This is a genomic window from Sulfitobacter sp. KMM 9851 (assembly GCF_057178245.1).
The window spans coordinates 1,980,760-2,005,268 of the sequence record NZ_CM169991.1; the positions used below are offsets into that span (position 1 = coordinate 1,980,760).

A 24,509-nucleotide genomic window follows, 5' to 3' on the forward strand; every position below is an offset into this window, starting at 1 on the left:
AGCAAGGGGCGGCGCACCAAGGTGATGCGCCGCCCGCTTTATGTCGTTTACATGCGTTCATCTGGCAAGGTGAACCAAGGGGGCGGCACATCACTAAGGATGCGCCGCCCTTTTGTCATTTCGTGATGATCTCAGGCCCCATCATGAGTGTTGGTAGCCATGTCGACAGGATCGGGATGTAGGTCACCATGATCAGGAAGACAAAGAGCACGGCAGTGAACGGCAAGGCTGCGCGGACCACGTTCATCATCGGCATATTGGCCACGCCCGACGTCACGAACAAGTTCAACCCCACCGGCGGCGTGATCATCCCTATTTCCATGTTCACCACCATGATGATCCCGAGGTGAATAGGGTCGATCCCCAGTTCAATCGCGATGGGGAACACCAGCGGCGCGACGATGACCAACAGGCCCGACGGCTCCATGAACTGCCCGCCGATCAGCAGGATGACGTTGACAATGATCAGGAACATGATCGGCCCAAAGCCTGCGTTCAGCATTGCCGCTGAAATCTGCTGCGGGATCTGTTCATCGGTCAGCACGTGTTTGAGGATCAGCGCGTTGGCGATGATGAACATCAATGTCACCGTCAGCTTGCCGGCCTCGAACAGCGTGTCACGCACATCGCGGTGCCAGAACACCGACAGCAGCGCCATGGGCCGTTGCATCAGCGACAGATTGCGCCCTTCGCCTTTTACATGCAGCGGGCCCATGTCGCGGTAGATGAAACAGGCAATGATAAAGGCATAAACCGCCGCCACCGCTGCCGCCTCTGTGGGGGTAAAGATACCGCCATAGATGCCGCCCAGGATGATGACGATCAAGAACAGCCCCCAGCCCGCCTCGCGGCCCGAGCGCAGCACTTCACCCCAGCCCAGCCATTCGCCTTTCGGCAGGTTGCGCAGTTTGGCGATGGCGTAGATCGTGATCATCAGCATGGAGCCTGCCATCAGCCCCGGAATGACGCCCGCAAGGAACATCCGGCCCACCGACACATCCGTGGCGGAGGCATAGACCACCATCACGATGGAGGGCGGGATAAGAATGCCCAGCGTGCCGGCGTTGGCGATAACGCCAGCGGCGAATTCCTTGGTATAGCCGACCTGCCGCATGCCCGCGATCACGATGGAGCCGATGGCCACAACGGTCGCTGGCGACGAGCCTGACAGGGCGGCAAAGAGCATACAGGCAAAGACGCCGGCAATCGCCAGACCGCCGGGCAGATGCCCAACAAGTGCGATGGAAAACCGGATGATCCGCCGCGCCACGCCGCCCGTCGACATAAAGCTGGACGCGAGGATGAAGAACGGGATCGCCAACAGCGTGTAATGCCCTGCCATTGCTTGAAACAAGGTCTGCGCGATGGAGGCCAGCGAGGTGTCGCTCAGCACCAGCAGGAACATGATCGACGACAGACCGAGGCTGACCGCGATCGGCACACCGATCAGCATCAGGCCGACAACCATGGTGAAAAGGATAAAGACTTCCATGGCTTATGCCCCTTCGTTCATGTGCTTAACAGCTTCGACATCGTCTTCGGCCTCGTGGCTGACGATCATGCTTTCCTGCTGCCCACGCAGCACGCGCAGGGTGGCCTGTACGAAACGAAACAGCAGCAGCGCCATGCCGATGGGCAAGATCGCGTAAGGAATGAACCGCGGCAGCTTTTCGTAACGCTCGCCCTGGTTCATCAGCGGTTCGATAAAGCGCAGCCAATCAGGAATCGGGGTCTCGGCCACTTCGTACCAGGCCTGATCGCGGCTATTGGCAAAACCGGTGGGAAACCAGCGGCCTGTAGTGGCATCCATGCCCGCAAAGGGGGCCCAGTAATCCCACGCACCTTTCATCAGAAAGACCGAGTAGATGATGCACAGCACCCCGACCAGCACTGCCAGCATCTTGCGCGGGCCATGGTCAAAGAGGTTAATCACCGCATCGACACCGAGATGCGCTGTGACCTTGACGGCATAGCTGACCCCGAGAAGCACCAGCCAGGCGAACAGAAACGTCGTCGCCTCCAGCCCCCAGATGATCCCGGTATTAAAGCCATAGCGCAGCACGACGTTGATGAATGTGATGATTGTCATAAGAGCCAGGATCACCGCAATCGCGGTTTCCTCGAATTCATGCACGATCCGGCCCAGCCGCCCGCGCGGTTGATACTGCGACGCCATCCCTCGTCCCCCCTTAAATTTTGTGAATATTGCTCAGCGCGAGGCCCCCGCGATGGGGGGCCTCGCTGTCTGATGATGCACTGTGGTTAGTGCTTTTCGTTGATCGCTTGGGCCGCGTCGATGTTTTCCTGGCCCACGTCGCCAATGAACTGTTCCCAGACGGGTTTCATCGCGGTGAGCCATTCGTCACGCTGTGCGGCGTCCAATTCGACGATCTTGCCGCCGGCATCGAGGATCGCCTGACGGGCGTCCGCGTCTACCTGGCTTACGGCGGCGTTACGCTCGACCGTCACTTCGTCGATGATGGTGCCAAGCTGCGTGCGCACGTCTTCTGGCAGGCTCTCCCACCAGTCGGTCGAGGTCACGACCATATAGTCGAGCACGCCGTGGTTGGTTTCAGTCGTGCCATCCTGCACTTCGAAAAACTTTTGGCCATAGATGTTGGACCAAGTATTTTCCTGCCCATCCACAACGCCAGTCTGCAACGCGCCGTAGACTTCCGAGAAGGCCATCGGCTGCGGGCTGACGCCAATCGCTTCCATCTGCGCCTTGATCACTTCGGACGGCTGCACGCGGAACTTCAGACCGTTTGCATCCGATGGCGACACCAGTGGCTTGTTGGCCGACATCTGCTTCATGCCATTGTGCCAGAAACCCAGACCGACCAGGCCGCGGCGGGCCATCGATTCTTTCATCGACTGCCCGGCTTCGGAGTTCTGGAATTCATCAACCGCTTCGATGTTCTTGAACACAAAGGGCAGATCGAACAGGCGGAAGACCTTGGTAAACTGCTCGAACTTGGACAGCGATGGGGCTGCAAGCTGCACGTCGCCTTGCAGCATCGCTTCAAGCACCTTGTCATCGTCATAAAGCGTGGAGTTCGGGAAAACTTCCATGCAGGCTTTGCCATTCATCTCGTCGTTCACGCGCTGTTCCAGCAGCGATGCAGCCAACCCCTTGGGGTGTTTGTCGGAGTTGGTCACATGGCTGAACTTGATGACAATTTCGCCATCATCGCAGGCAGCGGCAACAGCACCCGCGCTGACGGTCATTGTCAGGGCCACAGTGGCAGCGGTCAAAATCTTCATGGTGTCTCCTCCCAGAGAATTAGAATCATGTCTCAGGCAGTCCGTGTCAGGCTGCGCTACGGCATAAAACCGCGCGACGCGGCGCATCACAAGCATGTGTACCTATCTGAAGAGAGACCCGCAAAATCGGCTTTATTTCAGCGCGTTGAAGGGTAATCTTAAACCAGCGAAAAATCAGCACAGACGGCTTTGTGCGAAAATCCGCACAGACGCACGGCGTATTGTGCGGGATTTCGCACAATACGCCGTGCGCGTCAGCTGCGAAACTCTTCGGGCCGGATGCCATAGCGGGTCAGTTTGTCATAGAATGTCTTGCGCGGCAGCTTTAGCGCCTCAGCGGCGGCACTGGCTTGCCCTCCCGCGCGGCGCAGGGCCGCCTCAAGCAAGGATTGTTCGACTTGGGCCATCTGTTCAGCCAACCCCAGCCCTGCATCCGGCGCGACGTCGTCAGGCAATCCCAACACGAACCGCATCGCCGCCGACATCAGCGCGCGGGCGTTACCGGGCCAGTCGCGCGCCAAAAGGCCCGCCACCACCTGTGGCGTCACCTCGGGTGGGCGCAGGCCGGATTGCTCGGCCGCTTGGTCGACATATTGCCGGAACATCACCGGGATATCCTCGGGCCGGTCGGCCAATGCCGGCACCCGCACTGGCAGCACCTCAAGACGGTAGTAGAGATCGGCATTGAACTGTCCGGCCGCCACCACCGGGACCAGATCACGGGTACTGCCCGCAATCAGCCGCGCGGGGGTGCGCCCCTCTAACGCTTCGCTCAGCGCCAGTTGGCATTGTGGCGGCATCTGCGCAATTTCGTCGATAAACAGCGACCCGCCCTTGGCATCCGCCAGCGCCGCCGCCAACGTATCCGCCGCCAACCCCGCAGCCGCGCGTTTTACAAACGGCGCTTTAGACCGGACAGAACTGAGATGAATAACCTCCGCCACCTTGGAAATACCGCTGCCCGGCGCACCGTTGATCAATACCTCGCCTTCGGTCTGGGCCACCAGCCGCACCCGCTTGCGCAGCGCATCTGACATCTCGGACGTGCCAAACAGCATCCGCGCCGCCGGGTCACCCGTTTCTACCAGATGCCGCAGGCGACGGTTTTCCAACACCAGCGCGCGATTTTTCAGCGCCCGTTCGAGCACCGCCAGCAGATCACCCGGCGCACAGGGTTTTTCCAGAAACCCAAAGGCACCCTGCCCCATCGCCGCCACGGCCATCGGAATGTCACCTTCACCCGTCAGCAGAATCACCGGCAGATCGGGGTCCTTTTCCTGCGCATATTGCAGCAGATGAAACCCGTCGCGCCCCGGCATACGGATGTCCGACAAGATGACCCCGTCAAACTTGGCGCTGATCCGGTCCTTTGCAGCCACAAAAGACCCCGCCGTCAACGCCGTCAGGTTCGCCAATTCCAGCGTCTGTGCCAGCGCCTCGCGCACCGCCGCATCATCATCCACCAAAAGCACTGTGTTGGTCACGCCCTCGTCCCTTCCGTGCTCTCCGGGCCCTCGGCCGCCCGTTCCAGCGTCACCGAGAACAGCGCCCCACCTTCGGGGCGGTTGCTGCCCCGGATCTGGCCGCCAAAGCTTTGCACGATGCCATAGCTGATCGACAGGCCCAATCCCATGCCCCCCGTCTTGCTCAGCGTGCTGCCTACAGATTTGGTGGTATAGAACGGGTCGAACACCTTGTCCGGCATTTCGATCCCCGGTCCGCTGTCACGCACATTTACCACCAGTTTGCCGCCCTGCTCGATGTCGATTGACAGCTCTTTTTCTGCGCTTGCGGCCATGGCATCAACCGCATTGGTGATCAGGTTGACAAATACCTGCCCCAGCCGCACCTCGCCGCCCCGCACCCAGATCGGGGCCGCAGGCGGATCATAGTGCAAGGCTACCCCCGCCTCGGCCACATGCGTCTGCGTCAGGTCGATCGCAGATTGCAGCGCCGCGGCCAGATCGACCCGCCCCTGCGGATTGCTTTCCTGCCGGGCAAAGGCGCGCAGATTCTGAATGATGCGCCCCATGCGCCGCGCCATGTCCGAGATGCGGGCGAGGTTCTCTGTCGCGCGCTCGGGATTGTCGCGCTCCATGAACTGCACCGCGTTTTCCGCAAAGGATCGGATCGCCATCAGCGGCTGGTTCAGTTCATGACTGATGCCCGCCGACATCTGCCCCAGCGCGCTCAACTTGCCCGCCTGCACCAGATCGGCCTGCGCGCGTCGCAGCGCAGCGGTGCGGCGGGTCACGCGCTCTTCCAACTGTTGATTGGCCTGCGCCAGTGCGCGCCGCCGCTCCGCCGCAAGAAACAGCAGCGATCCAAACGCCAGACACAGCGCCGCCACCGCCGCTGCCTGCGCCTGGGCCAGACGCCGTGTCTGCGCCACATCAAGCAGCACATGCCCCGTCATGCCGATCACCGGCAAATCACGCGTCAGATGCAGCGCGCGCTGTGGCAGGTACGGCCCCCAGCCCAAATGCCAGATCTCGTGCCTGCCGATATTCTGGCTGTCAAAGTCGCGCACATCGACCTCGCCTGCCGGCACCAGCCCTGCCGCCCGGTCCAGCGCACGCCAGAACAACAGCTCGGAACGGTTACTGATGTAAACGGTGCCGCCAGCATCCGTGAAAAACGCCGCCGGATTGCTGCCGCGCCAGTTGTAGTCGATGCCGTTCAAATCGGTCACCACAACCACGGCACCCACCACCTGTCCCGCAGCGCCAAAGACCGGGGCGGCGTGGAAAAACGCGCGCCGGGTCAAAGGCTCTGCCGGGCCATGGCCCCAGCCAAGAGCGCCGGCATCCAACGCGCGCCGGACATGGCGCTGACCGCTCAGATCGCGGCGCAGCGCACCCTGCGCCGCCACTTTGATCCAGCCATCGGGGCCCACCACCAGCACATCCAACGCCGTGGCCTTGTCCGCCACCGCCTGCAACACCGCCACCGCGCCGGGATCACTGCGCCCGGCCAGTTCGGCCTGCACCACCGGATGCTCTGCCATGATCACCGCCAGATCGCGGTAGCGCTGCAACTGTCCCACCAGACGGTCGCTGGCCAGTGCCAGATCGGCCTGACCGCGTGCGGACAACTGATCCATCCCCTGCAAATAGCCATAGCGCCACACCGCCCCGGCCAACGCCGTCACGGTCACGAGGAAAATCAGGATCAGGCTGGCGCGGCGGCGCATTCCGTCAGTCATGTCGCCAGATTGCACATCACGCCCCGCCCTGACCAGTTACAGCGGCAACATCGTGGTCGATTTGATCTCTTCCATCGACAGCAACGCAGTGACGTTATGTACCTTCACCTCTGAAATCAGCGCCTGATAGAACACGTCATAGGCGCGCGCGTTCTTGACCCGAACCTTGAGGATATAGTCGATATCGCCCGCCAACCGATGCGCCTCCTGCACTTCGGGTCGGTCGCGCAGCGCCTTGAGGAAAGCCGCCTGCCACGCCGCCTCATGCTCTGACGTGCGGATCAGGACAAAGAAACACGCCTCAAACCCCAACGCCTCAGCGTCCAGCACCACGGTCTGTTGCCCGATCACCCCGGCCTCGCGCAGCTTGCGGATGCGATTCCACACCGGCGTCTTGGACGAGCCTACTTCACGGGCAATATCATCAAGTGACTGGCTGGCATCGCGTTGTAACTGCGCCAGAATTTTCCGGTCTGTCTCGTCTATGCGGACACTCATTCTCTACTTCCTTGCTTGCACGGGGGCTTTGTTCCAAATCCCCGACCCATCAGAACGGACGTTCTTATCTCCGCGCCCATCTAGCGCAATATCGGGAATATTTCCTATATATGAGTTCAAGTCAAACGCAACAGCAGGGCGCTTCATGGATCATTTTCCCATCTTCCTCGCCACACGTGGCCAGACCATCGCCCTTTCCGGTGGCGGCGATGCCGCCTTGGCCAAGCTGCGCCTGCTGATGAAAACCCAAGCCGCAATCCACGTATATGCGCCGACCCCCGCACCCCAGATTGCGGATTGGGATGCGGCGGGCAGAATTTTCCTGCACCGCCGCGCTATTACTGCGGGTGACCTGCCCGGTGCCGCATTGTTCTATGCCGCCGACGAGGACGCCGCGACCGATGCCGCCACCGGCGCGCTGGCGCGGGACGCGGGCGTTCTGGTCAATATCGTCGACAACCTGCACGACAGCGCCTTTATCACCCCGGCCATCGTCGATCGTGACCCCGTCACAATCGCCATCGGCACCGAGGGCGCGGCACCCGTGCTCGCCCGCGCCATCAAGGCCGATCTCGAAGAACGCCTGCCCACCACCCTTGGCACCCTCGCGCGCATTGGCAAAGGCTTTCGCAAGCTGGCCGATGCCCTGCCCATGGGCCGGGCCCGCCGCGATTTCTGGCGAGACTATTATTTTACCACTGGACCGCGTGCCATCGCCGATGGCCCGAATGCCCTACGCCCCGCGCTGGATGCGCTGCTGGACGATCACTTGGCCCGCGATGCCCGCCCCGGCCATGTGGCATTCGTCGGCGGCGGCCCCGGCGACCCTGAACTGCTGACGCTCAAGGCACGTCGCGCGCTGGATGAGGCCGACGTGGTAATCTATGACCGCCTGATCAGCGCCGAAATCCTCGAGCTGGCCCGCCGTGAGGCGCTGATGATCGACGTCGGCAAGGAAGGCTTCGGCCCTTCGACACCACAGGGAACGATCAATGACCTGCTGGTCAAACACGCCCAAAGCGGCGCGCAGGTGGTGCGACTAAAATCTGGCGATGCCACCATCTTTGGCCGCCTGGACGAAGAGATTGACGCGGTCGATACCCATGGCATTGGCTGGCACATCGTGCCGGGCATCACCGCCGCCTCTGCCGCCGTGGCCAGCATCGGCCAGAGCCTGACCAAACGCGGGCGCAATGCCTCGGTGCGGTTCCTGACGGGCCATGACATGCAGGGGTTTGCCGATCACGACTGGGCCGCATTGGCGCGCCCAAATGAGGTCGCCGCGATCTACATGGGCAAGAAATCCGCACGTTTTGTACAAGGCCGTTTGATCATGCACGGCGCGGATCGTGCCACGCCTGTGACGGTGATCGAAAACGCCTCGCGCGCGGATCAGCGGGTTTTGAAAACCACGCTGAACGATTTACCGCGCGATCTGGCTGATGCCGATATGTCCGGCCCCGCGCTTACATTTTACGGCCTTGCCCCGCGCGCCGCGGCACAAGCCGTCACTGAAATCCCGCTCGAGGAGATGGCCTGAGATGCCCAAACCCTTCACCCCCAAAGTTGTCACCGCCAATGCCCTGCTCGAAGGCGATGTGATCTATCAGACCGCCACCGGGTGGACCCGCGATCTGGCGCAGGCCGAGGTGCTGACCGATGAAGCCGACGCAGATTTGCGCCTGATCGACGCCCTACAACAGCAAAGTCACGTTGTGGGCGTCTATCTGGCCGATGTCGACACCAAGGGCGCTGCACCGCGCCCGACGCATTTCCGCGAAGATTTCCGCGCCAAAGGCCCATCCAATTATGCCCACGGCAAACAGGAGACCCTGTAAGATGTACAGCTATACCGAATTTGACGATCAATTCCTCGCCGCGCGCAACGCCCAGTTTCGCGCCCAGGTCGAACGCCGCATTGATGGGTCCCTGACCGAGGATGAATTCAGACCCCTGCGTCTGATGAACGGGCTCTACCTGCAACTGCACGCTTATATGCTGCGCGTGGCGATCCCTTACGGCACGCTCAATTCGGCGCAGATGGACCAGCTCGCCTACATCGCCGAAAAATGGGACAAGGGGTACGGCCACTTTACCACCCGCCAAAACATCCAGTACAACTGGCCCGAATTGCGCGATGTGCCAGACATGCTCGATGCCTTGGCAGAGGTAAAGTTGCACGCAATCCAGACATCGGGCAACACCATCCGCAATGTTACTGCTGACCATTTTGCCGGTGCCGCGGCGGATGAAATAGCCGATCCGCGCCCCATTGCCGAATTGATCCGTCAGTGGTCCACCGACCACCCGGAATTTCAGTTCCTGCCGCGTAAGTTCAAGGTAGCCGTGACAGGTGCCGCCGCCGACCGCGCGGTGATCAAGGCGCATGACATCGGTCTGCGCATTGTTGAGCGTGACGACGTGCAAGGTTTTGAGGTCATCATAGGCGGTGGCCTTGGCCGCACCCCGATGATCGGCAAGGTGCTTTATGAGTTTGTCAGCGCAGACGATCTGCTGCCCACACTTGAGGCAATTGTCAGCGTCTACAACGTGCTGGGCCGCCGCGACAATAAATACAAGGCCCGCATCAAAATCACGGTGCATGAGAATGGCATCGACGACATCCGCACCCGCGTCGACGCGCAATATGCGCTGATCCGCCCGCAGTTCACCGGTGTTGATCAACAGATGCTGTCGCGCATCGAGGCCGACTTTGCCGCGCCCACCTTCAAAACCGCCTCCCTCGCGACCTATGAGGCTGCCTATACCAACGATCCGGTCTTCCGCGCTTGGGCCGATACCAACCTCGCCGAGCACCGCGCGCCGGGCTATGCTATCGTGTCGATCAGCCTCAAAGCCCACGGCGCGACGCCCGGCGATGCCTCGGCCGATCAGATGCGCGTGATGGCAGAACTGGCGCGCAGATACGGCCACGATGAATTGCGCATTAGCCACGAACAGAACGTGATCCTGCCCCATGTCCACCGCAGCGACCTACCCGCTCTGCATGCTGAACTGAAGGCCGCGAAACTCGCCACCGCCAACATCGGGTTGATCAGCGATATCATCGCCTGCCCCGGCATGGACTATTGCGCCCTGGCCACGGCACGGTCGATCCCCATCGCCCAAGAAATTGCCACCCGCTTCGACGAATTGAAGCTGGAGCATGACGTGGGTCCGCTCAAGATCAAAATCTCAGGCTGCATCAACGCCTGCGGCCACCACCATGTTGGCCATATCGGCATCCTCGGCCTCGACCGTGCAGGCGTGGAAAACTACCAGATCACGCTCGGCGGCGACGGCACCGAAGACGCGGCGATTGGCGAACGCGCCGGCCCCGGTTTCTCGGCGGAAGACATCGTGCCCGCCATTGAACGTCTTGTCATGGGTTATCTCGATCTGCGCCGCGACCCCACCGAGACCTTTCTGCAAACCTACCGCCGTCTGGGTCTCGCCCCCTTCAAAGCAGCGCTCTACCCCGAAGCCGCCGACACGGACCGGGCCAATGCCGCTTGACCAGCCTGTGTTTCATCCTTTTTCAAATACCTCTGCGCCGCCGTCAGAAACACTGATCGCGGCCCAAGAGCGGGCGGCGCGCCTCAACAACGAACTGCGCCACCACAGCGCAACAGACGTGATCCGCCGCGCAACGAATGAGATCGACAATCTGGCGCTGGTCTCCAGCTTTGGTGCGGAATCGGTGGCGCTGCTGCACCTGGCCGCGATGGTCGAACGCGATCTGCCGGTGGTGTTCATCGACACCGAAATGCTGTTCGCCGAAACGCTGGTTTACCAGCAGGAACTGACCGAACGGCTGGGCCTGCGCAATGTCACGATCCTGCGCAGCGCTGAACTGGCAACCCAAGATCCCGACAACACGCTCCACCAATACGATACCGATGCCTGCTGTGCCCTGCGCAAAACCCGGCCTCTACAAGCGGCGCTGGCGGGATATGATGGCTGGATCACCGGGCGCAAGCGGTTTCAATCAGGTACACGTTCCGCGTTGGAGTTTTTCGAGGTGGAAACCCCGGCCAATGCCGCCCCACGGATCAAGGTGAACCCGCTGGCCTATTGGGCGACGTCTGATGTGGCCGACTATATCACCGAAAACCGCCTGCCGCGTCACCCGCTGGTGGCGCAGGGATATCCATCCATCGGCTGTGCGCCCTGCACCTCGCCTGTGGCCCCCGGCGAAGACCCCCGCGCGGGCCGCTGGCGTGATCAAACCAAAGACGAATGCGGCATTCATTTTGTGAACGGCAAAATGGTGCGAACAGGAGGAACGACATGAGCGTTATCGTAACCGATGCGGGCTTTGGCCCCGACGACTGGACCCACGGCTATTGCGGTGAAGGGGCGGCCAATGACTGCCGCGCGATTGACCTGCCGTCTGACAGTGACGCCACCAAGATAGACCTGACCCCGGCGGTGCAAATGATCCGCGTCGATTTTCCGTCTTCCGCTGATGGACGTGGCTTTTCCATCGCGCGCACCCTGCGGCTGCGCGGCTACAAGGGCCGGTTGCGTGCCCGTGGTCATGTTCTGGCCGACCAATACGCCATGGCGCGGCGGTCGGGTTTTGACGAGGTCGAGATCGACCATGCGCTGGCCGCACGCCAGCCTCAGGACCAGTGGCAGTTCCGCGCCAACTGGCAGCGACACGATTATCAGGCCCGCCTGCGCGGGTCCGTCGCGGCGGAATAACACCGCCCACGTTGCCCTCGCCCGTTCCATCCCCTAAGTAAGGACCGCAAGCCACCTTGTGGATATATTCATGACCGAGCAGACCAAAGTGAACCAAGCCAACGCCCGCCCCGTTCCGACATTGCCGGACGCCCAGACCGTCACATCGGTGACCCACTGGACGGACCAGCTTTTTTCCTTCCGCGTGTCGCGTCCGGCATCACTGCGGTTCCGCTCGGGTGAGTTTGTGATGATCGGCCTCATGGGCGACCCGCACCCCGAAACCGGCAAGCAAAAACCACTGCTGCGGGCCTATTCCATCGCCTCGCCTGCCTGGGACGATGAGCTGGAATTCTATTCGATCAAAGTGCAGGACGGTCCGCTGACGTCCAAGCTGCAACACATCCAGCCCGGCGATGACATCATCCTGCGCCCCAAGCCTGTGGGCACACTCGTACATGACGCGCTGCTGCCGGGCAACCGGCTGTGGATGTTTGCCACCGGCACCGGCTTTGCGCCTTTTGCCTCACTCCTGCGCGAGCCGGACACCTATGAGAAATTCGACGAGGTCATCGTGACGCATACCTGCCGTGATGTGGCAGAACTGGAGTATGGCCGCCAACTGATCGACGGGTTGAAGTCGGACGAGCTGATGCAGGAGTTGATCGGGGCCGAGAACCTCGGGAAAATCCGCTACTACCCCACCACCACCCGCGAGCAGAGCCCCAAGATGGGCCGGATCACCACGCTGCTACAGGACGGCACGGTGTTTGCCGATCTGGGCATCATGCCGATCTCTGCCGCTACCGACCGCGCGATGGTCTGCGGCAGTCTTGGGTTCAACAAGGACATCATGGCAATCCTCGAAGGGTTCGGCCTGACCGAGGGTGCCAATTCGGACCCCCAGCACTTTGTGGTCGAAAAAGCCTTCGTCGGCTGAGACAGATAGGCACGGAACAAGCGCAGGGCGCGCCGGGCAGTTTCTGTACCACCCTTTTCAGCACATCTTTCGTGCTAATGGCGGTTGCCGGCCCTATGCCGCCAGCGACCGCCGCAGCGCCATCGTCGCCTCTATCGCCGCCAGCACCGCCACCAATACCAACAACGGTACCGTGCCAACCTCGACGATCATCCAGCCTGCCACCAGCGGAAACCCGAATATCCCGATGAAATACGTCAGCGCGAACAGTTGCAGCGTCTGCGCGCCCAAATCCTCGCGGGCGTCACTGGCCGCGACCGAAACAAGGATCGGATAGGACACCCCGTAGCCAAGCCCAAACAGAACCGCGACCAGCAGATAGAGCGGAAAGCTCCCCCCGCTGAAAATGAACAACACCACGCTGAAGCACATGATATATTGCAGCAGCGCGATGGTTCTGTAGGGATTATCGCCGCCCTTGAACCGCGCCAATACCAGCCGCAACAAGACGACCGTGCCAGTATATGCCAGGTAAAACTGCGCATAATCCAATCCCCGAGCGTCTGCGAATACCGTCTGAAAATTATTCAGCCCGGCAAACACACTGGCCCCCAGACAGACCATCGTCACCGGCAACACGGCGCGCGACCGCATCACCCCCGCCAAGGCGGCAAGCGTGATGCGTGACGGTGCTTCGGCCCGTGGGCTTAGGGCATTGGCCCTGATCGGCGCATCCAGGAGGAAAAACATCACCGCGCTGACGAGACATAAGACCGCCGTCACGCCAAAGGCCGCACGCACCGAATAACCCGCGCCTTCGAGCACCGAGGCCAGCACCGGCGACAGCCCAAACCCGGCCATCACAAAGACCGACAGCAACGTGAAATACCGCACGCGTTCGTCCGGGCGCACCAGCCGGGTCAACACGATGGGCCCCAGCGAATACGTCAGCCCCCAGCCAAAGCCCAATAGCACACTCGCCGCAACCAGCCCCGCGTCCACAGCGCTGACATTTGCGTATAAAAATAACGCGGCAGAGATCGCAATACAGGCGACACCCAATGTCCGTTGCCGCCCGAATACATCCGACAAATGACCCGAAAAATAGACTGTCACCAGCGTGGCCAGCGTCGTGACCAAGAGCATGGCACCCACGACCTTTTCATTGGCGCCGAAACTGTCGAACAGGCGCGGCAGCATGAAGGTCAGACCATACGCACCAGCCTGGAGGAATATCGCGGCAAAAAACAGTAGAAACAGTACCAACCGTGACATGCGCGATACCTTTTCCGCAGGGGCAACTGGGACCGGGATAGCAAGCGACCAGAGGTGGATAAACCTAAAATCGCGACGCCGCGCGCGTTTGGCGCAAATTCCGATGTCACAAATGAAGAGGCCGCCCCCGGTATCCCGAACGCGGCCTTGATCGTTTTTATGTGGTCAGCTCAGATATTCAGCGCCGTGCGCACCTGCTCGAGCAAGGTTTTCAGCACCTCAGGATTGTCCTGTGCGGCCTTCAACCCCTTGATCAGAGTTGCCTTTTGGACGGCGCCCAGATCAGACTGTTCGATCATCGTACTGACCTTCTCAAGGTCGAAACCTGCAACCGTCAATGCTTCGGCATCGGCCTCAACGACGGCCTCGGTGGTCGTGTCGGCAGTGGCGGTTTGGGTCGTGCCCGAAGCGTTGTTGCCAGATGCGGCATTGTCGGTGGCCGTATCATTAGTGGTCGGCGTGCTATCGGCTTCGACGGCGGTCTGGGCGTCGGCTGCTGCATCTGCTTCAACCTCGGCCTCCACCTCTGCCTCGACTTCGGCCACATCGGCGGCGGAGTCATTGGCTACGGCGGTGGCGTCGTCCACGGCTTCGGAAATCACATCGGCGGCTTCCTCTGCCGCTGCGGTCACTGCGGCGCCCGCCTCGGCTGCGACTTCACCGACAACTTCGGCCGCTTCGGCAGTGGCGTCCACTGCGTCAGCAACCGCCCCCTCAACAACAACAGTCGCTTCCCCTGCCGCTTCAGAGGCGCTTTCCAGTGCTTCGGGCGCATTAACCGCCTCGGATGCATCGCTTGCTACCTCTTTGGGGTTCTTACCAGTGTAGAGCATATAAGCCCCCAGCGCGATAACAGCCGCAACGACGATCCAGATCAAATTCTTCATTATAGTGTCCCCTCAATGAAAGGCCGGATGTGCTAAAACACATCTACGCGCCCATTATGAGGCCAATTGCGCGGCAAATGCAAAAGGTGCAAGAGAAAATCAGCCCCAAAGCCCCCTCTAGCCCAATTTTGCCGCTTGAAGAAGCCCGTCCCCCCGTTTAGTTTGCAATCTCGAAATTCGTCAACAATCTAAGGACCATCACCATCGCTCGCAGACCTCATAATGCGCCGCCGCAACGCGACACCGGCCCGCGCATCAACGACAAGATCCGCTCAAATGAAATCCGCCTTATTGGTGCGGACGGTGAGAACGTCGGGGTTGTGACCCCATCGCGTGCCATGGAAATGGCAGAGGAAGCCGGACTTGATCTGGTTGAGATCTCGCCCAATGCCAATCCTCCCGTGTGTAAAATCATGGATTTTGGCAAGTTCAAATACGAGACGCAAAAACGCGAAGCCGAAGCGCGCAAGAAGCAAAAGATCATCGAAATCAAGGAGGTCAAGTTCCGTCCGAACACTGACACCAATGATTACGAAGTCAAAATGCGCAATGTTTTCAAATTTCTTGAGAACGGCGACAAGGTTAAGATCACCCTGCGTTTCAGAGGCCGCGAAATGGCGCACCAGAATCTGGGGCGCGAACTGCTTGAGCGGGTTGCCGAAGATACCAAAGAGCATGGTCGGGTCGAGAACTTCCCCAAGATGGAAGGCCGCCAGATGGTTATGCTAATCGGACCTCTGCCGAACAAGTAACCCTTCTGGGTCTTCTCATCGTGCGCTCAAGGGCGCACGACTGCCAGACCTCAGCATTAGCTGCGCCAACGCCTTGGACTTCTCATCGTGCGCTCAAGGGCGCACGACTGCCAGACCTCAGCATTGGCTACCCCAACGCCTTGGAAGACCGCCAGATGGTTATGCTGATCGGACCTCTTCAGAATAGATAGTTTTATACGAGCCGTAGAGATACTTGCGCTCCTAGATATAAAAACGCCCCCGGATCGCTCCGGGGGCGTTTCGCATTTTATGGCTGGTGCAGCGCGTTAGCGCAGCAGGCCGGTGATGTTACGCACAACCGCGCGGCGGTTGGCGGCCTCGGCTGTCGATGTCGGCACTTTCAATGCGCTTTCACCATAGCCTTGGGTGATCATGTTTTCCGGTGGCACGTCAAAGTACTCGGTCAGTGCCAACGCCACGGTTTCCGCACGGCGGTCCGACAGAGCCAGGTTGTAGGACGCATCACCCACGGCATCGGTGTGACCTTCAACAAGGATCACGGTGCGTGGATCGTTCTTGATCAACTGACGCAGTGTTGCGCCGATCTTGGCAAGCGACTTGGCCTGCTCAGGCTGAATTGCGGCCGAACCTGTTGGAAAGCGGACAGCGTCCAGTTCCAACTGTGGTGCCAGCGACCGGACTTCCTTGATCTCGCGCACCTGGCGCAGAGAGAAGGTGCGATTCTGGTCCGAGCGAAGTTCCGACTGCAAGGCAGCCAGCAGTGCCGCTTCGTCCTGACCGCTGGTGGTCCGGAAGTTTTCACGCACCTGCGGCAGGTCGTTTACCACCACTTCGCGCTCTTCAACCAGATCGTTGACCAAGATGTATTCGTTGCCTTGTGCGTCGACATGGACGCGGCGCAGAACCTGACCATCGCGCGCGCGGATCGTAACGATCTGCGTGTTATCGGGCTTGGTCACGATGGTCCGTGTGGAGCCATCATCAAAGGTCTGTGTCTGAACCTGGTCACCGGGGCGACGGATCAGAGCGTTGTCATCTTTCAGCACCCGCAGATCGCCATTGGGATCTTCGATCACAACGCGGTCACCTGACCGGCTGACAACTTTGTCGCCGTTTTTCAGCACGGAACCAACAACCACGGCACCCAGACCCAACAGCAACGCCTTTTCGAAATTGCTCAGACCGGAGTCGTCGTTCGAAGCGGCAGCGGCGGCTTGGCCGGCTGCGGTTACTTCAGTGTCAAAGTCTTCGTCGGAGCTGCGCACGTCCTCTTCGGTCACCTCTTCGGTCACCATCTCGGCGTCGGCATCATTTGCCTCGGCTGCGGCAGCGGCAGCAGCAGCGGCTTCACGTTCGGCACGGCGTTCGGCGCGACGCTGCTCACGACGCTCGGCGCGGCGCTCTTCACGTTCGGCTTCCGCCTCGGCTTCGGCCTCGGCCTCAGCTTCTGTTTGCTGTTCTGCGGCGGCAGCAGCTTCTGCTTCGGCGGCGATACGCGCCTCTTCCGCAGCGGCTGCTTCGGCGGCTTCAGCTTCTACAGCAGCGGCCTCAGCGGCGGCGGCATCGGCTGCATCCTCTTGGGCATCAGCGGCGGCTTCGGCTTGGGCTTCCTCAGCAGCAGCCGCATCAGCAGCGGCTTGCTCGGCGGCGTCAGCATCAGCAGCAGCTTGCGCTTCGGCTTCCAGTGCGGCTTCGGCTTCTGCATCAGCAGCGGCCTGCGCTTCTGCGTCGGCTGCGGCTTGCGCATCGGCCTGAAGTGCCGCTTCAGCCTCGGCATCAGCGGCAGCCTGAGCGGCCTCATCGGCAGCGGCCTGAGCGTCGGCAGCAGCAGCGGCCTCGGCTTGTGCAGCAGCAGCGGCGTCAGCTTCCAACGCGGCAGCAGCCTCAGCATCCGCAGCAGCCTGAGCTTCCGCCTCGGCGGCGGCGTTGGCCTCTGCATCTGTAGTTTGGTCGGTCAGCGTATCAAGAACGCCATTGGCCTGATCCGCAGCCAGACCGGACACAACGCGCAGTTCATCAATATTCGCGACAACCTGACCTTCCAGGTTACACGGAAATTCAGAAGCAGCGTCAACCGGGCCACAAACGGGCAGGTTTTCCTGGGCAAAGGCCCCATGCGGAAAGGCGAGCGCAAGGCTCAACCCCAGCGATGTCGTTGATTTTAGTATCTTTTTCATTGTTTGGTCCTCACGGTTACAGATACGCCGTTCGGGCAGCGCTTGTCCTCTAACGCACAGTGAGGGTTGTGGTTCCGCTATCCAATATCATCCAAATGAAAAAGGCCGCGCTTCCGATTGGAAACGCGGCCTGCGCCTTGAAAAAGGAGGCGAATTTTCAGCCGATGGCGTCGACCGCCCGGCGTGTCATGACGCCGCACAGATGGGCGCGGTACGCCCCTGTGCCATGCAGATCGCTGATCATGTCATCACCCGGCAGCGTCAGCCCGTCCAGTGCGCCCGCCGAAAAATTCCCCGACAATGCGGCTTCGGCCTCGGCCCAGCGGAATACACCGCCATTTGACGCACCGGTGATCGCCACCCGCACCCCATCAGAAAATTTGGCGACAAAGGCCGCGACCAACGGAAAGCGCGAGGCAGGCTGAATGAACTTTTCGTAATGCGCGCCCTGCGGCACTGGAAAGGTCACCGCCGTGACAATCTCGCCCTCATCCAGAGCGGTTGAAAACATGCCCTGGAAAAAATCATCCGCGCCGATTTCGCGCCGGTCAGTGATAATGGTAGCCCCACTGGCCAGCGCACCCGCCGGATAACAGGCCGAGGGGTCGTTATTGGCCAGCGACCCGCCGATGGTGCCGCGGTTGCGCACCGCAGGATCACCGATGCGCGCCGCCAGACCCGCCAGCGCCGGATAGTGATCTGCCGCGTCGAGCATCACGGTCGCGTGGGTGGTGCCCCCGCCGATCCACAGTTGGCCGTCGTCCGCCCTGCGGACCCCTTTCATCGCGTCGATGCCCGTCAGGGACACCAGCACAGACGGCATTGCCAGACGCGCCTTCAGGGTTGGGATCAAGGTCTGCCCCCCGCTTAACGGCTGGGCCTCGTCGCGCCCCAGTGCCGTGACTGCATCGGCCACATTGGCGGGCCGTTCTATCTCAAACTCGTACATCTGCTGTCCTTCCCTTCGGGGTCCGCAATCGCGCCAGTCCCCTGTTCATCTTGCAAAACAAACCTTCGCGGGGCGACCGGGGGGAATGACACCCCCGGTTGCCCGCAGCAGCCACTTACGCTCATCCCTGCATCGCCGCCCAGACCCGCGCCGGACTGACCGGCATATCAATATGGCCGACGTCCTTGCCGCCCGACCGCATCGCATCCAGCACCGCGTTAACCACCGCCGGGGGCGATCCAATCGCCCCTGCCTCGCCACAGCCTTTCACCCCAAGTGGGTTGTGCGTACAAGGCGTCTGACAGGAATGGTCTACCGCGTAGAATGGCAGATCACTGGCACGCGGCATGGCGTAATCCATGTAGGAGGCGCTGAGCAACTGACCGTCAGCATCATAGGCGCAGTTTTCCATCAACGCCTGCCCAATGCCCTGTGCCAAGCCACCATGCACCTGCCCGGTCACGATCATCGGGTTGATCACATTGCCAAAATCATCCGCCGCCGTGAACCGTTCGATCGTGACCTGCCCGGTATCGGGGTCCAGTTCCACTTCGCAGGCATAGGCCCCCGAGGGATAGGTGAAATTCGACGGGTCATAAAACGCCGTTTCTTCCAGCCCCGGTTCGATCTCTTCCAGCGGGTAGTTATGCGGCACATAGGCCGCTAACGTCACGTCGCCCCAAGCGACGGATTTATCCGTGCCTGCGACGCTGAACGCCCCGTCTTTCAGCTCGATATCACTTTCAGACGCTTCCAGCAGATGGCTGGCGATCTTCTTGGCTTTGGCGATGATCTTTTCCGTCGCCCGCACGATCGCACTGCCGCCAACGGCCAGCGACCGCGACCCATAGGTGCCCATGCCCATCGGCACTTTGGCGGTGTCGCCATGCACGATATCAACCATGCCTTCATCAAGGCCGATCATATCGGCCACAACCTGTGCAAAAGATGTCTCATGCCCCTGCCCGTGGCTGTGGCTGCCGGTCATCACGACCAAACCGCCCGTGGCGTTGACCCGCACGGTCGCAGATTCGTAAAGCCCCGCACGCGCGCCCAACTGGCCCACAAGGTTCGACGGCGCGATGCCGCAGGCCTCGATATAGCAGTTCACGCCAAATCCGCGCAGCCGGCCTTTGGCCTCGCTTTGCTTGCGCCGCGCGGCAAAGCCCGCGTGGTCGGCCAGCTCTTCCATCTTGTCCATCGTGGCGTGGTAATCGCCGGTGTCGTATTCCACCGCCACCGGGGTGGCATAGGGAAATTCGGTGATGAAGTTCTGCCGCCGCAAAGCGATGGGATCGACGCCGCGTTCATGCGCGGCCTTGTCAATCAGGCGTTCAAGCTGAAAGGTCGCCTCGGGCCGCCCGGCGCCGCGATAGGCGTCCACCGGCACCGTATTGGTAAAGACCGCCTTGACGTTCACATAGATCAGCGGTGTCCGGTAGTTGCCCGCCATCAACGTGCCGTGCAGCCATGTCGGCACCGACGGAGCAAAGGTCGACAGATAGGCCCCCATGTTGGCATAGGTATCGGTGCGGATCGCCTGGAAGTTATTGTCCGCGTCCAGTGCCAGTTCGATCTTGGTCACATGGTCGCGGCCATGGGCGTCAGACATAAAGGCTTCAGAACGGCTAGAGGTCCATTTCACCGGGCGGCCAACCGCCTTGGCGGCAAAGGTGCAAAAGGCCTCTTCCTGGTAGTGGAAAATCTTGGTGCCGAAACCACCACCCACATCGGGCGAGACCACGCGCAGCTTGTGTTCGGGGATGCCCAGCACAAAGGCCCCCATCAGCAGACGGATCACATGCGGGTTCTGGCTGGTGGTGTATAGCGTGTGATCGCCGTCAGCACGGTTGTAGTCACCGATCGCCACGCGCGGCTCCATCGGGTTGGCGACAAGACGGTTGTTGACCAGTTCAAGCGTGGTGACATGGTCGGCCTCGTCAAAGGCCTTGTTAACCGCGTCCTTATTCTCTTCGACGAAACCCCAGTCATAACAAAGGTTTGATGTCAGATCGTCATGCACCTTGGTCGCGCCATCCTTGACCGCGTCTTTCATGTTGATCACGGCGGGCAATTCATCAATTTCGACCACAATCGCCTCGGCCGCGTCGCGGGCCTGGGCCAGCGTTTCGGCAACCACGGCGGCGATGGGTTCGCCCACATGGCGGACCTTGTCATGCGCCAGAACAGGGTGGCGGGGTTCCTGCATGACCGCGCCGTGCTTGTCCGTTATCTGCCATCCGCAGGGAATGCCGCCCACTTCAGTGAAATCAGCACCGGTAAAGATCTTGACCACACCGGGCATGGCGGCAGCCGCCGTAGTGTCGACAGAGGTGAGCCTGCCATGCGCCACGTCAGAGCGCAGAAAGAAAACATGTGCCTGTCCGCGCATGTTGATGTCGTCGCAATAATTTCCGGCGCCTGTCAAAAAACGCACGTCTTCGCGCCGCTTGCTGCTGGCACCAATGCCGCTGCTGGGCTCTAGATCCTTTGGCATGTCTTCCCTCCCTTGGGTGGCGGTGCAGCGAGGCTGCACCCTACGATGTATCGCGCCTTGGCCCCGAAAGGTGGCGGCCTCCTCCTCCACCACCATCCGGGTCATTTGCTTGCTGCGTTATTCAGCCGCCAGCGTGCCGACCTCCTGACCGGATGCTGCCATGATCGCCTTGACGATGTTGTGATAGCCGGTGCAGCGGCAGATGTTGCCGTCGAGGTAATGGCGCACCTCGGCTTCGCTGGGCTTCGGGTTATCCTTGAGCAGGGCCGCGGCGGACATGACCATGCCCGGCGTACAAAAGCCGCATTGCAGCCCGTGGTGATCCTGAAACGCCTGCTGGATTTTGTTCAGCGTGCCATCGGCGGCGGCCTGCCCTTCGATGGTGGCAACCTCGGCGCCCTCGGCCTCTATGGCGAACATGGTGCAGGCTTTGACCGCCTGCCCGTTCACATGGACCACGCAGGCCCCGCACTGGCTGGTGTCACAGCCGACATGGGTGCCGGTCAGCCCCAGATCATCCCGCAGGAACTGCACCAGCAGCGTGCGGCCTTCGACGTCACCCGTTGCGGGTTTGCCGTTCACGGTCATCTTGACCTGCGTCATGTTCTTCCTCCCGGTAAATGCGTGTGTTGAACGCAGTTAAACACGCAGGCGGCGTGTTGAGAATAGCAAACTTTGAGGGCATCGCTACTTGGCGGTGCGGGGGGCGCGCGGTTGTGGACGGGTCGGGATTTCCTTGAGCAGGCCGCCCACACCCATTCCGGCAATATCGGCGCAGGTGACCGCGATGCCGCAAATGACGCGCGACAGCACCCAGTCGGCGCCGTTCAGGGCTGGCGAGCGGGCACACCCCGGCAGGCCGATCACCGGGCGGTTGTGCAGATCGCCAATGAACAGCAGGTTCCCCGGATCGACCGGCATGCCGAAACGTGCGACCTGCCCGCCCGCGGCGCGCAGGGCGGCGGGGGCGATGTCATTTGGGTCAGAGGTGGCCGATCCGGTAAGGATCAAGATCAGATCGCTTGTGGCGTCCGAGATCGCCCCGGCCAGCGCGGCGACATCATGCGGAACCGTGACGGTGTTTTCCAGCGTTACGTTGAGCGCGGTAAGCCGCGCCTCGATCGCTGCGCGGCCCTTGTCGCCGGCACCGCCTGAAACTTCGGTGATGATCAAGGTGGCGCTGTTCAGCTTGGGCGAGGCAAGCGACAGTGCACCTTGCGGTGCGGCAGCGCAGGCTTTGAGCAGCGCGGTGTCGGCCACGGCGTAGGAAATGATTTTGATCGTGGCAGCCATGCCGCCTTTGGCTAGTTGCTGATAGGGGGGCACGGTGGCGAGGGTGATCATCGGGTCCACGGCATTGACCTGCGCCAGCGCTACGGCGTCCAGCGTCACCACCCCTGCCCCCTCGGCCAGCAGGTTAACGCGGCCTGTAAAGGCATCTGTCATGCGCAGCCCCGGACCGCAAAGCCGTGCGGCCAGCCGCGCTGCGGCAGCGTTTTCGTCAACGTCCCCGGGGCCGAGCCGCGCCACCGTGACTTCATCCAGCCCCATGTCCGCCAGCACCGCGACGTCTTGTACCGTCAGCACATGCCCCTTGCGCAGCCGTCCCTTGGGCAGGGCGATCGAGTGGGCGAGCGTGGTCCCTGCGGCCCTTGCGATGGGGGTGGGTCCAAATTTCATGGACGGCGCAGCCCTTGGATCATTTCGGCGAGGATCGAGACCGCGATTTCTGCCGGGCCGGAGGCCCCAATGTTGAGCCCGATGGGGCCGTGGATACGGGCGGTCTGGTCAGGGGTGAAGCCGGCGTCCGTCAGACGTTGCTGGCGTGCAGCCTGGGTGCGCGACGACCCCAGTGCGCCGATATAGTAAGCGCCGGAGTTTAGCGCCACGTGCAGCGCTGGGTCGTCGAGTTTAGGATCATGCGTCAGCAGGGCCACGGCGCAGCGGGCGTCGAGGCCAATGGCGTTAAGTGCGGCGTCGGGCCAATCGTCGATCAACCGTGCATCGGGAAACCGGGCGGGCGTGGCAAAGGCCGGGCGCGGGTCGACGACGATCGGGTCGAAACCTGCGGCGCGGGCCATCTGTGTCAAATGCTGCGCGATATGCACGGCGCCGACCACGATCAGACGCAGTGGCGGGTTGTGAATGGCGACAAAGCGCGCGCCGCTGTCGTCTATGCCAGAGCGGTCAGCGCGAAACCGGTCGGCGTGAAGCCGGTCGGCGTTAAACTGGTCTGCGGGGCCATCTCGCGTTAGCGCGCGATCACTGCCGTCAAGCGCCACCTCGTAGGCGACAGGCACACGATCCGCGCGCGCCGCCACCAGATCGCGCAGCATGTCAGGCGGTATGCCGTCGGCACCCACGGGTTCAACCAGCACCTTGATCGTGCCGCCACAGGCCAGCCCCACTGCAAAGGCATCGCCGTCGCTGACGCCGTACTCCAGCAAACGTGTCTGGCCGTCCTGCAGCGCCGCGAGCGCCTCAAGCACCACGGCCCCTTCAACACAGCCGCCCGAAACCGAGCCCGCCATGGTGCCGTCTGCTGCCACTGCAAGCTGCGCGCCCGCCCGGCGCGGGGCCGAGCCCCAGGTTTCGATCACGGTGGCCAGTACGGCGCCCTGCCCGGCCTCGACCCAGCGCAGCGCCTGTTCGGGTATCTGATCCATCACATCCTCGCTGGCCCATTGTCCGCCCCCACCCTGTCGCGGCACATGGGGCAAGGTCAACTCACAACCCGCAGATGTTTGGCCCGCCATGCTTCGGCTTGCACGCAGTGCGGCGCGGCACTACATCTGGGACATAGATTGCACAACCAAGCGGAGCCTATCCATGCCCATGCAAGCCAGCGAAATCGAAGACCTGATCCGCGCCGCCTTTCCGCAGGCGAAAATCACCGTCGAGGGCAATGACGGGGTGCATATGGCCGCTATGGTCATCGACGAAAGTTTTCGCGGGATGAACCGGGTACAGCAGCAGCGCGCCGTCTATGCCGCCCTCAAAGGCAAGATGGACGGGTCCAACGGCGAATTGCACGCGCTGGCGCTGACCACCAAGGCGCCGGAGTAGACCATGTGGATCTGGGTCATCGCTGCTGTGTTTGCGGGGTTCGTCGCTGTGGCGTATGTCCAGCACCGCGCGCGGCGGGGCATCTATACCCCGTTGGCCCAGCGTCAGCCGCCCGTTACAGGTGCCGGTGAAAAGACCCCGCTGGGCATGGAAGCGACCGATCTGGATGCCATCGCCAGCACCAACCGGCGCAACGAAAGCCTTGAGCGAGGGCACACAAGCTGGACGCGCCGCCGGGGGGGCTTTTTCCTTGGGGGGGCGGATGTGGATGTGCGGCCCTGGGCCGACGATGAAACCTACGCGCGGCGCTATTTCACCGCGTTCAAGAAATCAAAGACAAAGGATGAATAAC

23 protein-coding genes are annotated in these 24,509 nt (G+C 61.5%); 9 read left to right on the forward strand and 14 right to left on the reverse strand.

The features are described from left to right. Positions 1-115 precede the first annotated feature (115 nt). From AC1965_RS09800 to AC1965_RS09825, 6 genes are all read right to left on the reverse strand, one after another. Positions 116-1,492: a TRAP transporter large permease gene (locus AC1965_RS09800; RefSeq protein ID WP_483883690.1), complete on the reverse strand. Its 1,377-nt coding sequence runs from the start codon at positions 1,490-1,492 to the stop codon at positions 116-118. Positions 1,493-1,495: 3 nt separating this feature from the next. After that, positions 1,496-2,176 carry a TRAP transporter small permease gene (locus AC1965_RS09805; protein WP_483883691.1) on the reverse strand — a complete coding sequence of 227 codons (681 nt, stop codon included), beginning with the start codon at positions 2,174-2,176 and terminating at the stop codon, positions 1,496-1,498. 86 nt (positions 2,177-2,262) lie between these two features. Beyond that, the gene (locus AC1965_RS09810) at positions 2,263-3,264 is read right to left on the reverse strand and encodes a DctP family TRAP transporter solute-binding subunit (protein ID WP_483883692.1); all 1,002 of its coding nucleotides are present in this window, start codon (positions 3,262-3,264) and stop codon (positions 2,263-2,265) included. 254 nt (positions 3,265-3,518) lie between these two features. Then, positions 3,519-4,748 carry a sigma-54-dependent transcriptional regulator gene (locus tag AC1965_RS09815; RefSeq protein ID WP_483883693.1) on the reverse strand — a complete coding sequence of 410 codons (1,230 nt, stop codon included), beginning with the start codon at positions 4,746-4,748 and terminating at the stop codon, positions 3,519-3,521. Next, positions 4,745-6,469 (reverse strand): sensor histidine kinase, encoded by a 1,725-nt coding sequence (locus AC1965_RS09820; protein ID WP_483883694.1) that lies wholly within the window; start codon positions 6,467-6,469, stop codon positions 4,745-4,747. The genes AC1965_RS09815 and AC1965_RS09820 overlap by 4 nt, the downstream gene beginning before the upstream one ends. 36 nt (positions 6,470-6,505) lie before the next feature. Further along, entirely contained in the window at positions 6,506-6,967 is a 462-nt protein-coding gene (locus tag AC1965_RS09825; protein WP_483883695.1) for an Lrp/AsnC family transcriptional regulator, read from the reverse strand. 145 nt (positions 6,968-7,112) lie between these two features. Between AC1965_RS09825 and cysG the strand changes: the two genes are divergently transcribed. From cysG to AC1965_RS09855, 6 genes are all read left to right on the forward strand, one after another. Beyond that, positions 7,113-8,507, forward strand: a complete 1,395-nt coding sequence (gene cysG, locus AC1965_RS09830) for a siroheme synthase CysG (RefSeq protein ID WP_483883696.1) — start codon at positions 7,113-7,115, stop codon at positions 8,505-8,507. Position 8,508: 1 nt separating this feature from the next. Further along, positions 8,509-8,805 carry a DUF2849 domain-containing protein gene (locus AC1965_RS09835; RefSeq protein ID WP_483883697.1) on the forward strand — a complete coding sequence of 99 codons (297 nt, stop codon included), beginning with the start codon at positions 8,509-8,511 and terminating at the stop codon, positions 8,803-8,805. A 1-nt stretch (position 8,806) separates the two neighbouring features. Next, complete coding sequence (locus tag AC1965_RS09840) at positions 8,807-10,483, forward strand: nitrite/sulfite reductase (protein ID WP_483883698.1); 1,677 nt, start codon at positions 8,807-8,809, stop codon at positions 10,481-10,483. Continuing rightward, positions 10,473-11,261 carry a phosphoadenylyl-sulfate reductase gene (locus AC1965_RS09845; protein WP_483883699.1) on the forward strand — a complete coding sequence of 263 codons (789 nt, stop codon included), beginning with the start codon at positions 10,473-10,475 and terminating at the stop codon, positions 11,259-11,261. The genes AC1965_RS09840 and AC1965_RS09845 overlap by 11 nt, the downstream gene beginning before the upstream one ends. Beyond that, entirely contained in the window at positions 11,258-11,674 is a 417-nt protein-coding gene (locus AC1965_RS09850) for a DUF934 domain-containing protein (RefSeq protein WP_483883700.1), read from the forward strand. Before AC1965_RS09845 ends, AC1965_RS09850 begins: the two co-directional genes overlap by 4 nt. Positions 11,675-11,744: 70 nt before the next feature. Further along, a complete protein-coding gene (locus tag AC1965_RS09855) occupies positions 11,745-12,593 on the forward strand; it encodes a ferredoxin--NADP reductase (RefSeq protein ID WP_483883701.1) in 849 nt (282 codons plus the stop codon). Between the two features lie 93 nt (positions 12,594-12,686). On the opposite strand, the gene AC1965_RS09860 is transcribed toward AC1965_RS09855, so the two are convergent. Beyond that, a complete protein-coding gene (locus tag AC1965_RS09860) occupies positions 12,687-13,847 on the reverse strand; it encodes an MFS transporter (RefSeq protein ID WP_483883702.1) in 1,161 nt (386 codons plus the stop codon). A 170-nt stretch (positions 13,848-14,017) separates the two neighbouring features. After that, positions 14,018-14,734 carry a hypothetical protein gene (locus AC1965_RS09865; protein WP_483883703.1) on the reverse strand — a complete coding sequence of 239 codons (717 nt, stop codon included), beginning with the start codon at positions 14,732-14,734 and terminating at the stop codon, positions 14,018-14,020. 290 nt (positions 14,735-15,024) lie between these two features. Between AC1965_RS09865 and infC the strand changes: the two genes are divergently transcribed. Further along, positions 15,025-15,486, forward strand: coding sequence for a translation initiation factor IF-3 (gene infC / locus AC1965_RS09870; RefSeq protein WP_483887023.1), 462 nt, complete (start codon positions 15,025-15,027; stop codon positions 15,484-15,486). A 287-nt stretch (positions 15,487-15,773) separates the two neighbouring features. Here infC and AC1965_RS09875 read toward each other — a convergent pair whose 3' ends face one another. The 6 genes from AC1965_RS09875 to AC1965_RS09900 all read right to left on the reverse strand — a co-directional run bounded on the left by AC1965_RS09875 (position 15,774) and on the right by AC1965_RS09900 (position 23,757). Next, a complete protein-coding gene (locus AC1965_RS09875; protein WP_483883704.1) occupies positions 15,774-17,645 on the reverse strand; it encodes an OmpA family protein in 1,872 nt (623 codons plus the stop codon). 157 nt (positions 17,646-17,802) lie between these two features. After that, positions 17,803-18,594 carry an FAD binding domain-containing protein gene (locus AC1965_RS09880; protein ID WP_483883705.1) on the reverse strand — a complete coding sequence of 264 codons (792 nt, stop codon included), beginning with the start codon at positions 18,592-18,594 and terminating at the stop codon, positions 17,803-17,805. 121 nt (positions 18,595-18,715) lie between these two features. Next, positions 18,716-21,091: a xanthine dehydrogenase family protein molybdopterin-binding subunit gene (locus AC1965_RS09885; protein WP_483883706.1), complete on the reverse strand. Its 2,376-nt coding sequence runs from the start codon at positions 21,089-21,091 to the stop codon at positions 18,716-18,718. Between the two features lie 117 nt (positions 21,092-21,208). Beyond that, a complete protein-coding gene (locus AC1965_RS09890) occupies positions 21,209-21,694 on the reverse strand; it encodes a (2Fe-2S)-binding protein (protein WP_483883707.1) in 486 nt (161 codons plus the stop codon). An 84-nt stretch (positions 21,695-21,778) separates the two neighbouring features. Next, on the reverse strand, positions 21,779-22,771 hold the full coding sequence (locus tag AC1965_RS09895) for a molybdopterin-binding protein (protein ID WP_483883708.1): 993 nt from the start codon (positions 22,769-22,771) through the stop codon (positions 21,779-21,781). Then, a complete protein-coding gene (locus AC1965_RS09900) occupies positions 22,768-23,757 on the reverse strand; it encodes an XdhC family protein (protein ID WP_483887024.1) in 990 nt (329 codons plus the stop codon). Before AC1965_RS09900 ends, AC1965_RS09895 begins: the two co-directional genes overlap by 4 nt. Positions 23,758-23,920: 163 nt before the next feature. On the opposite strand from AC1965_RS09900, the gene AC1965_RS09905 reads away from it, so the two are divergent. Together AC1965_RS09905 and AC1965_RS09910 are read left to right on the forward strand one after the other, a co-directional pair. After that, on the forward strand, positions 23,921-24,157 hold the full coding sequence (locus tag AC1965_RS09905) for a BolA/IbaG family iron-sulfur metabolism protein (RefSeq protein ID WP_483883709.1): 237 nt from the start codon (positions 23,921-23,923) through the stop codon (positions 24,155-24,157). A gap of 3 nt (positions 24,158-24,160) precedes the next feature. After that, positions 24,161-24,508: a hypothetical protein gene (locus AC1965_RS09910; protein WP_483883710.1), complete on the forward strand. Its 348-nt coding sequence runs from the start codon at positions 24,161-24,163 to the stop codon at positions 24,506-24,508. Position 24,509 lies beyond the last annotated feature (1 nt).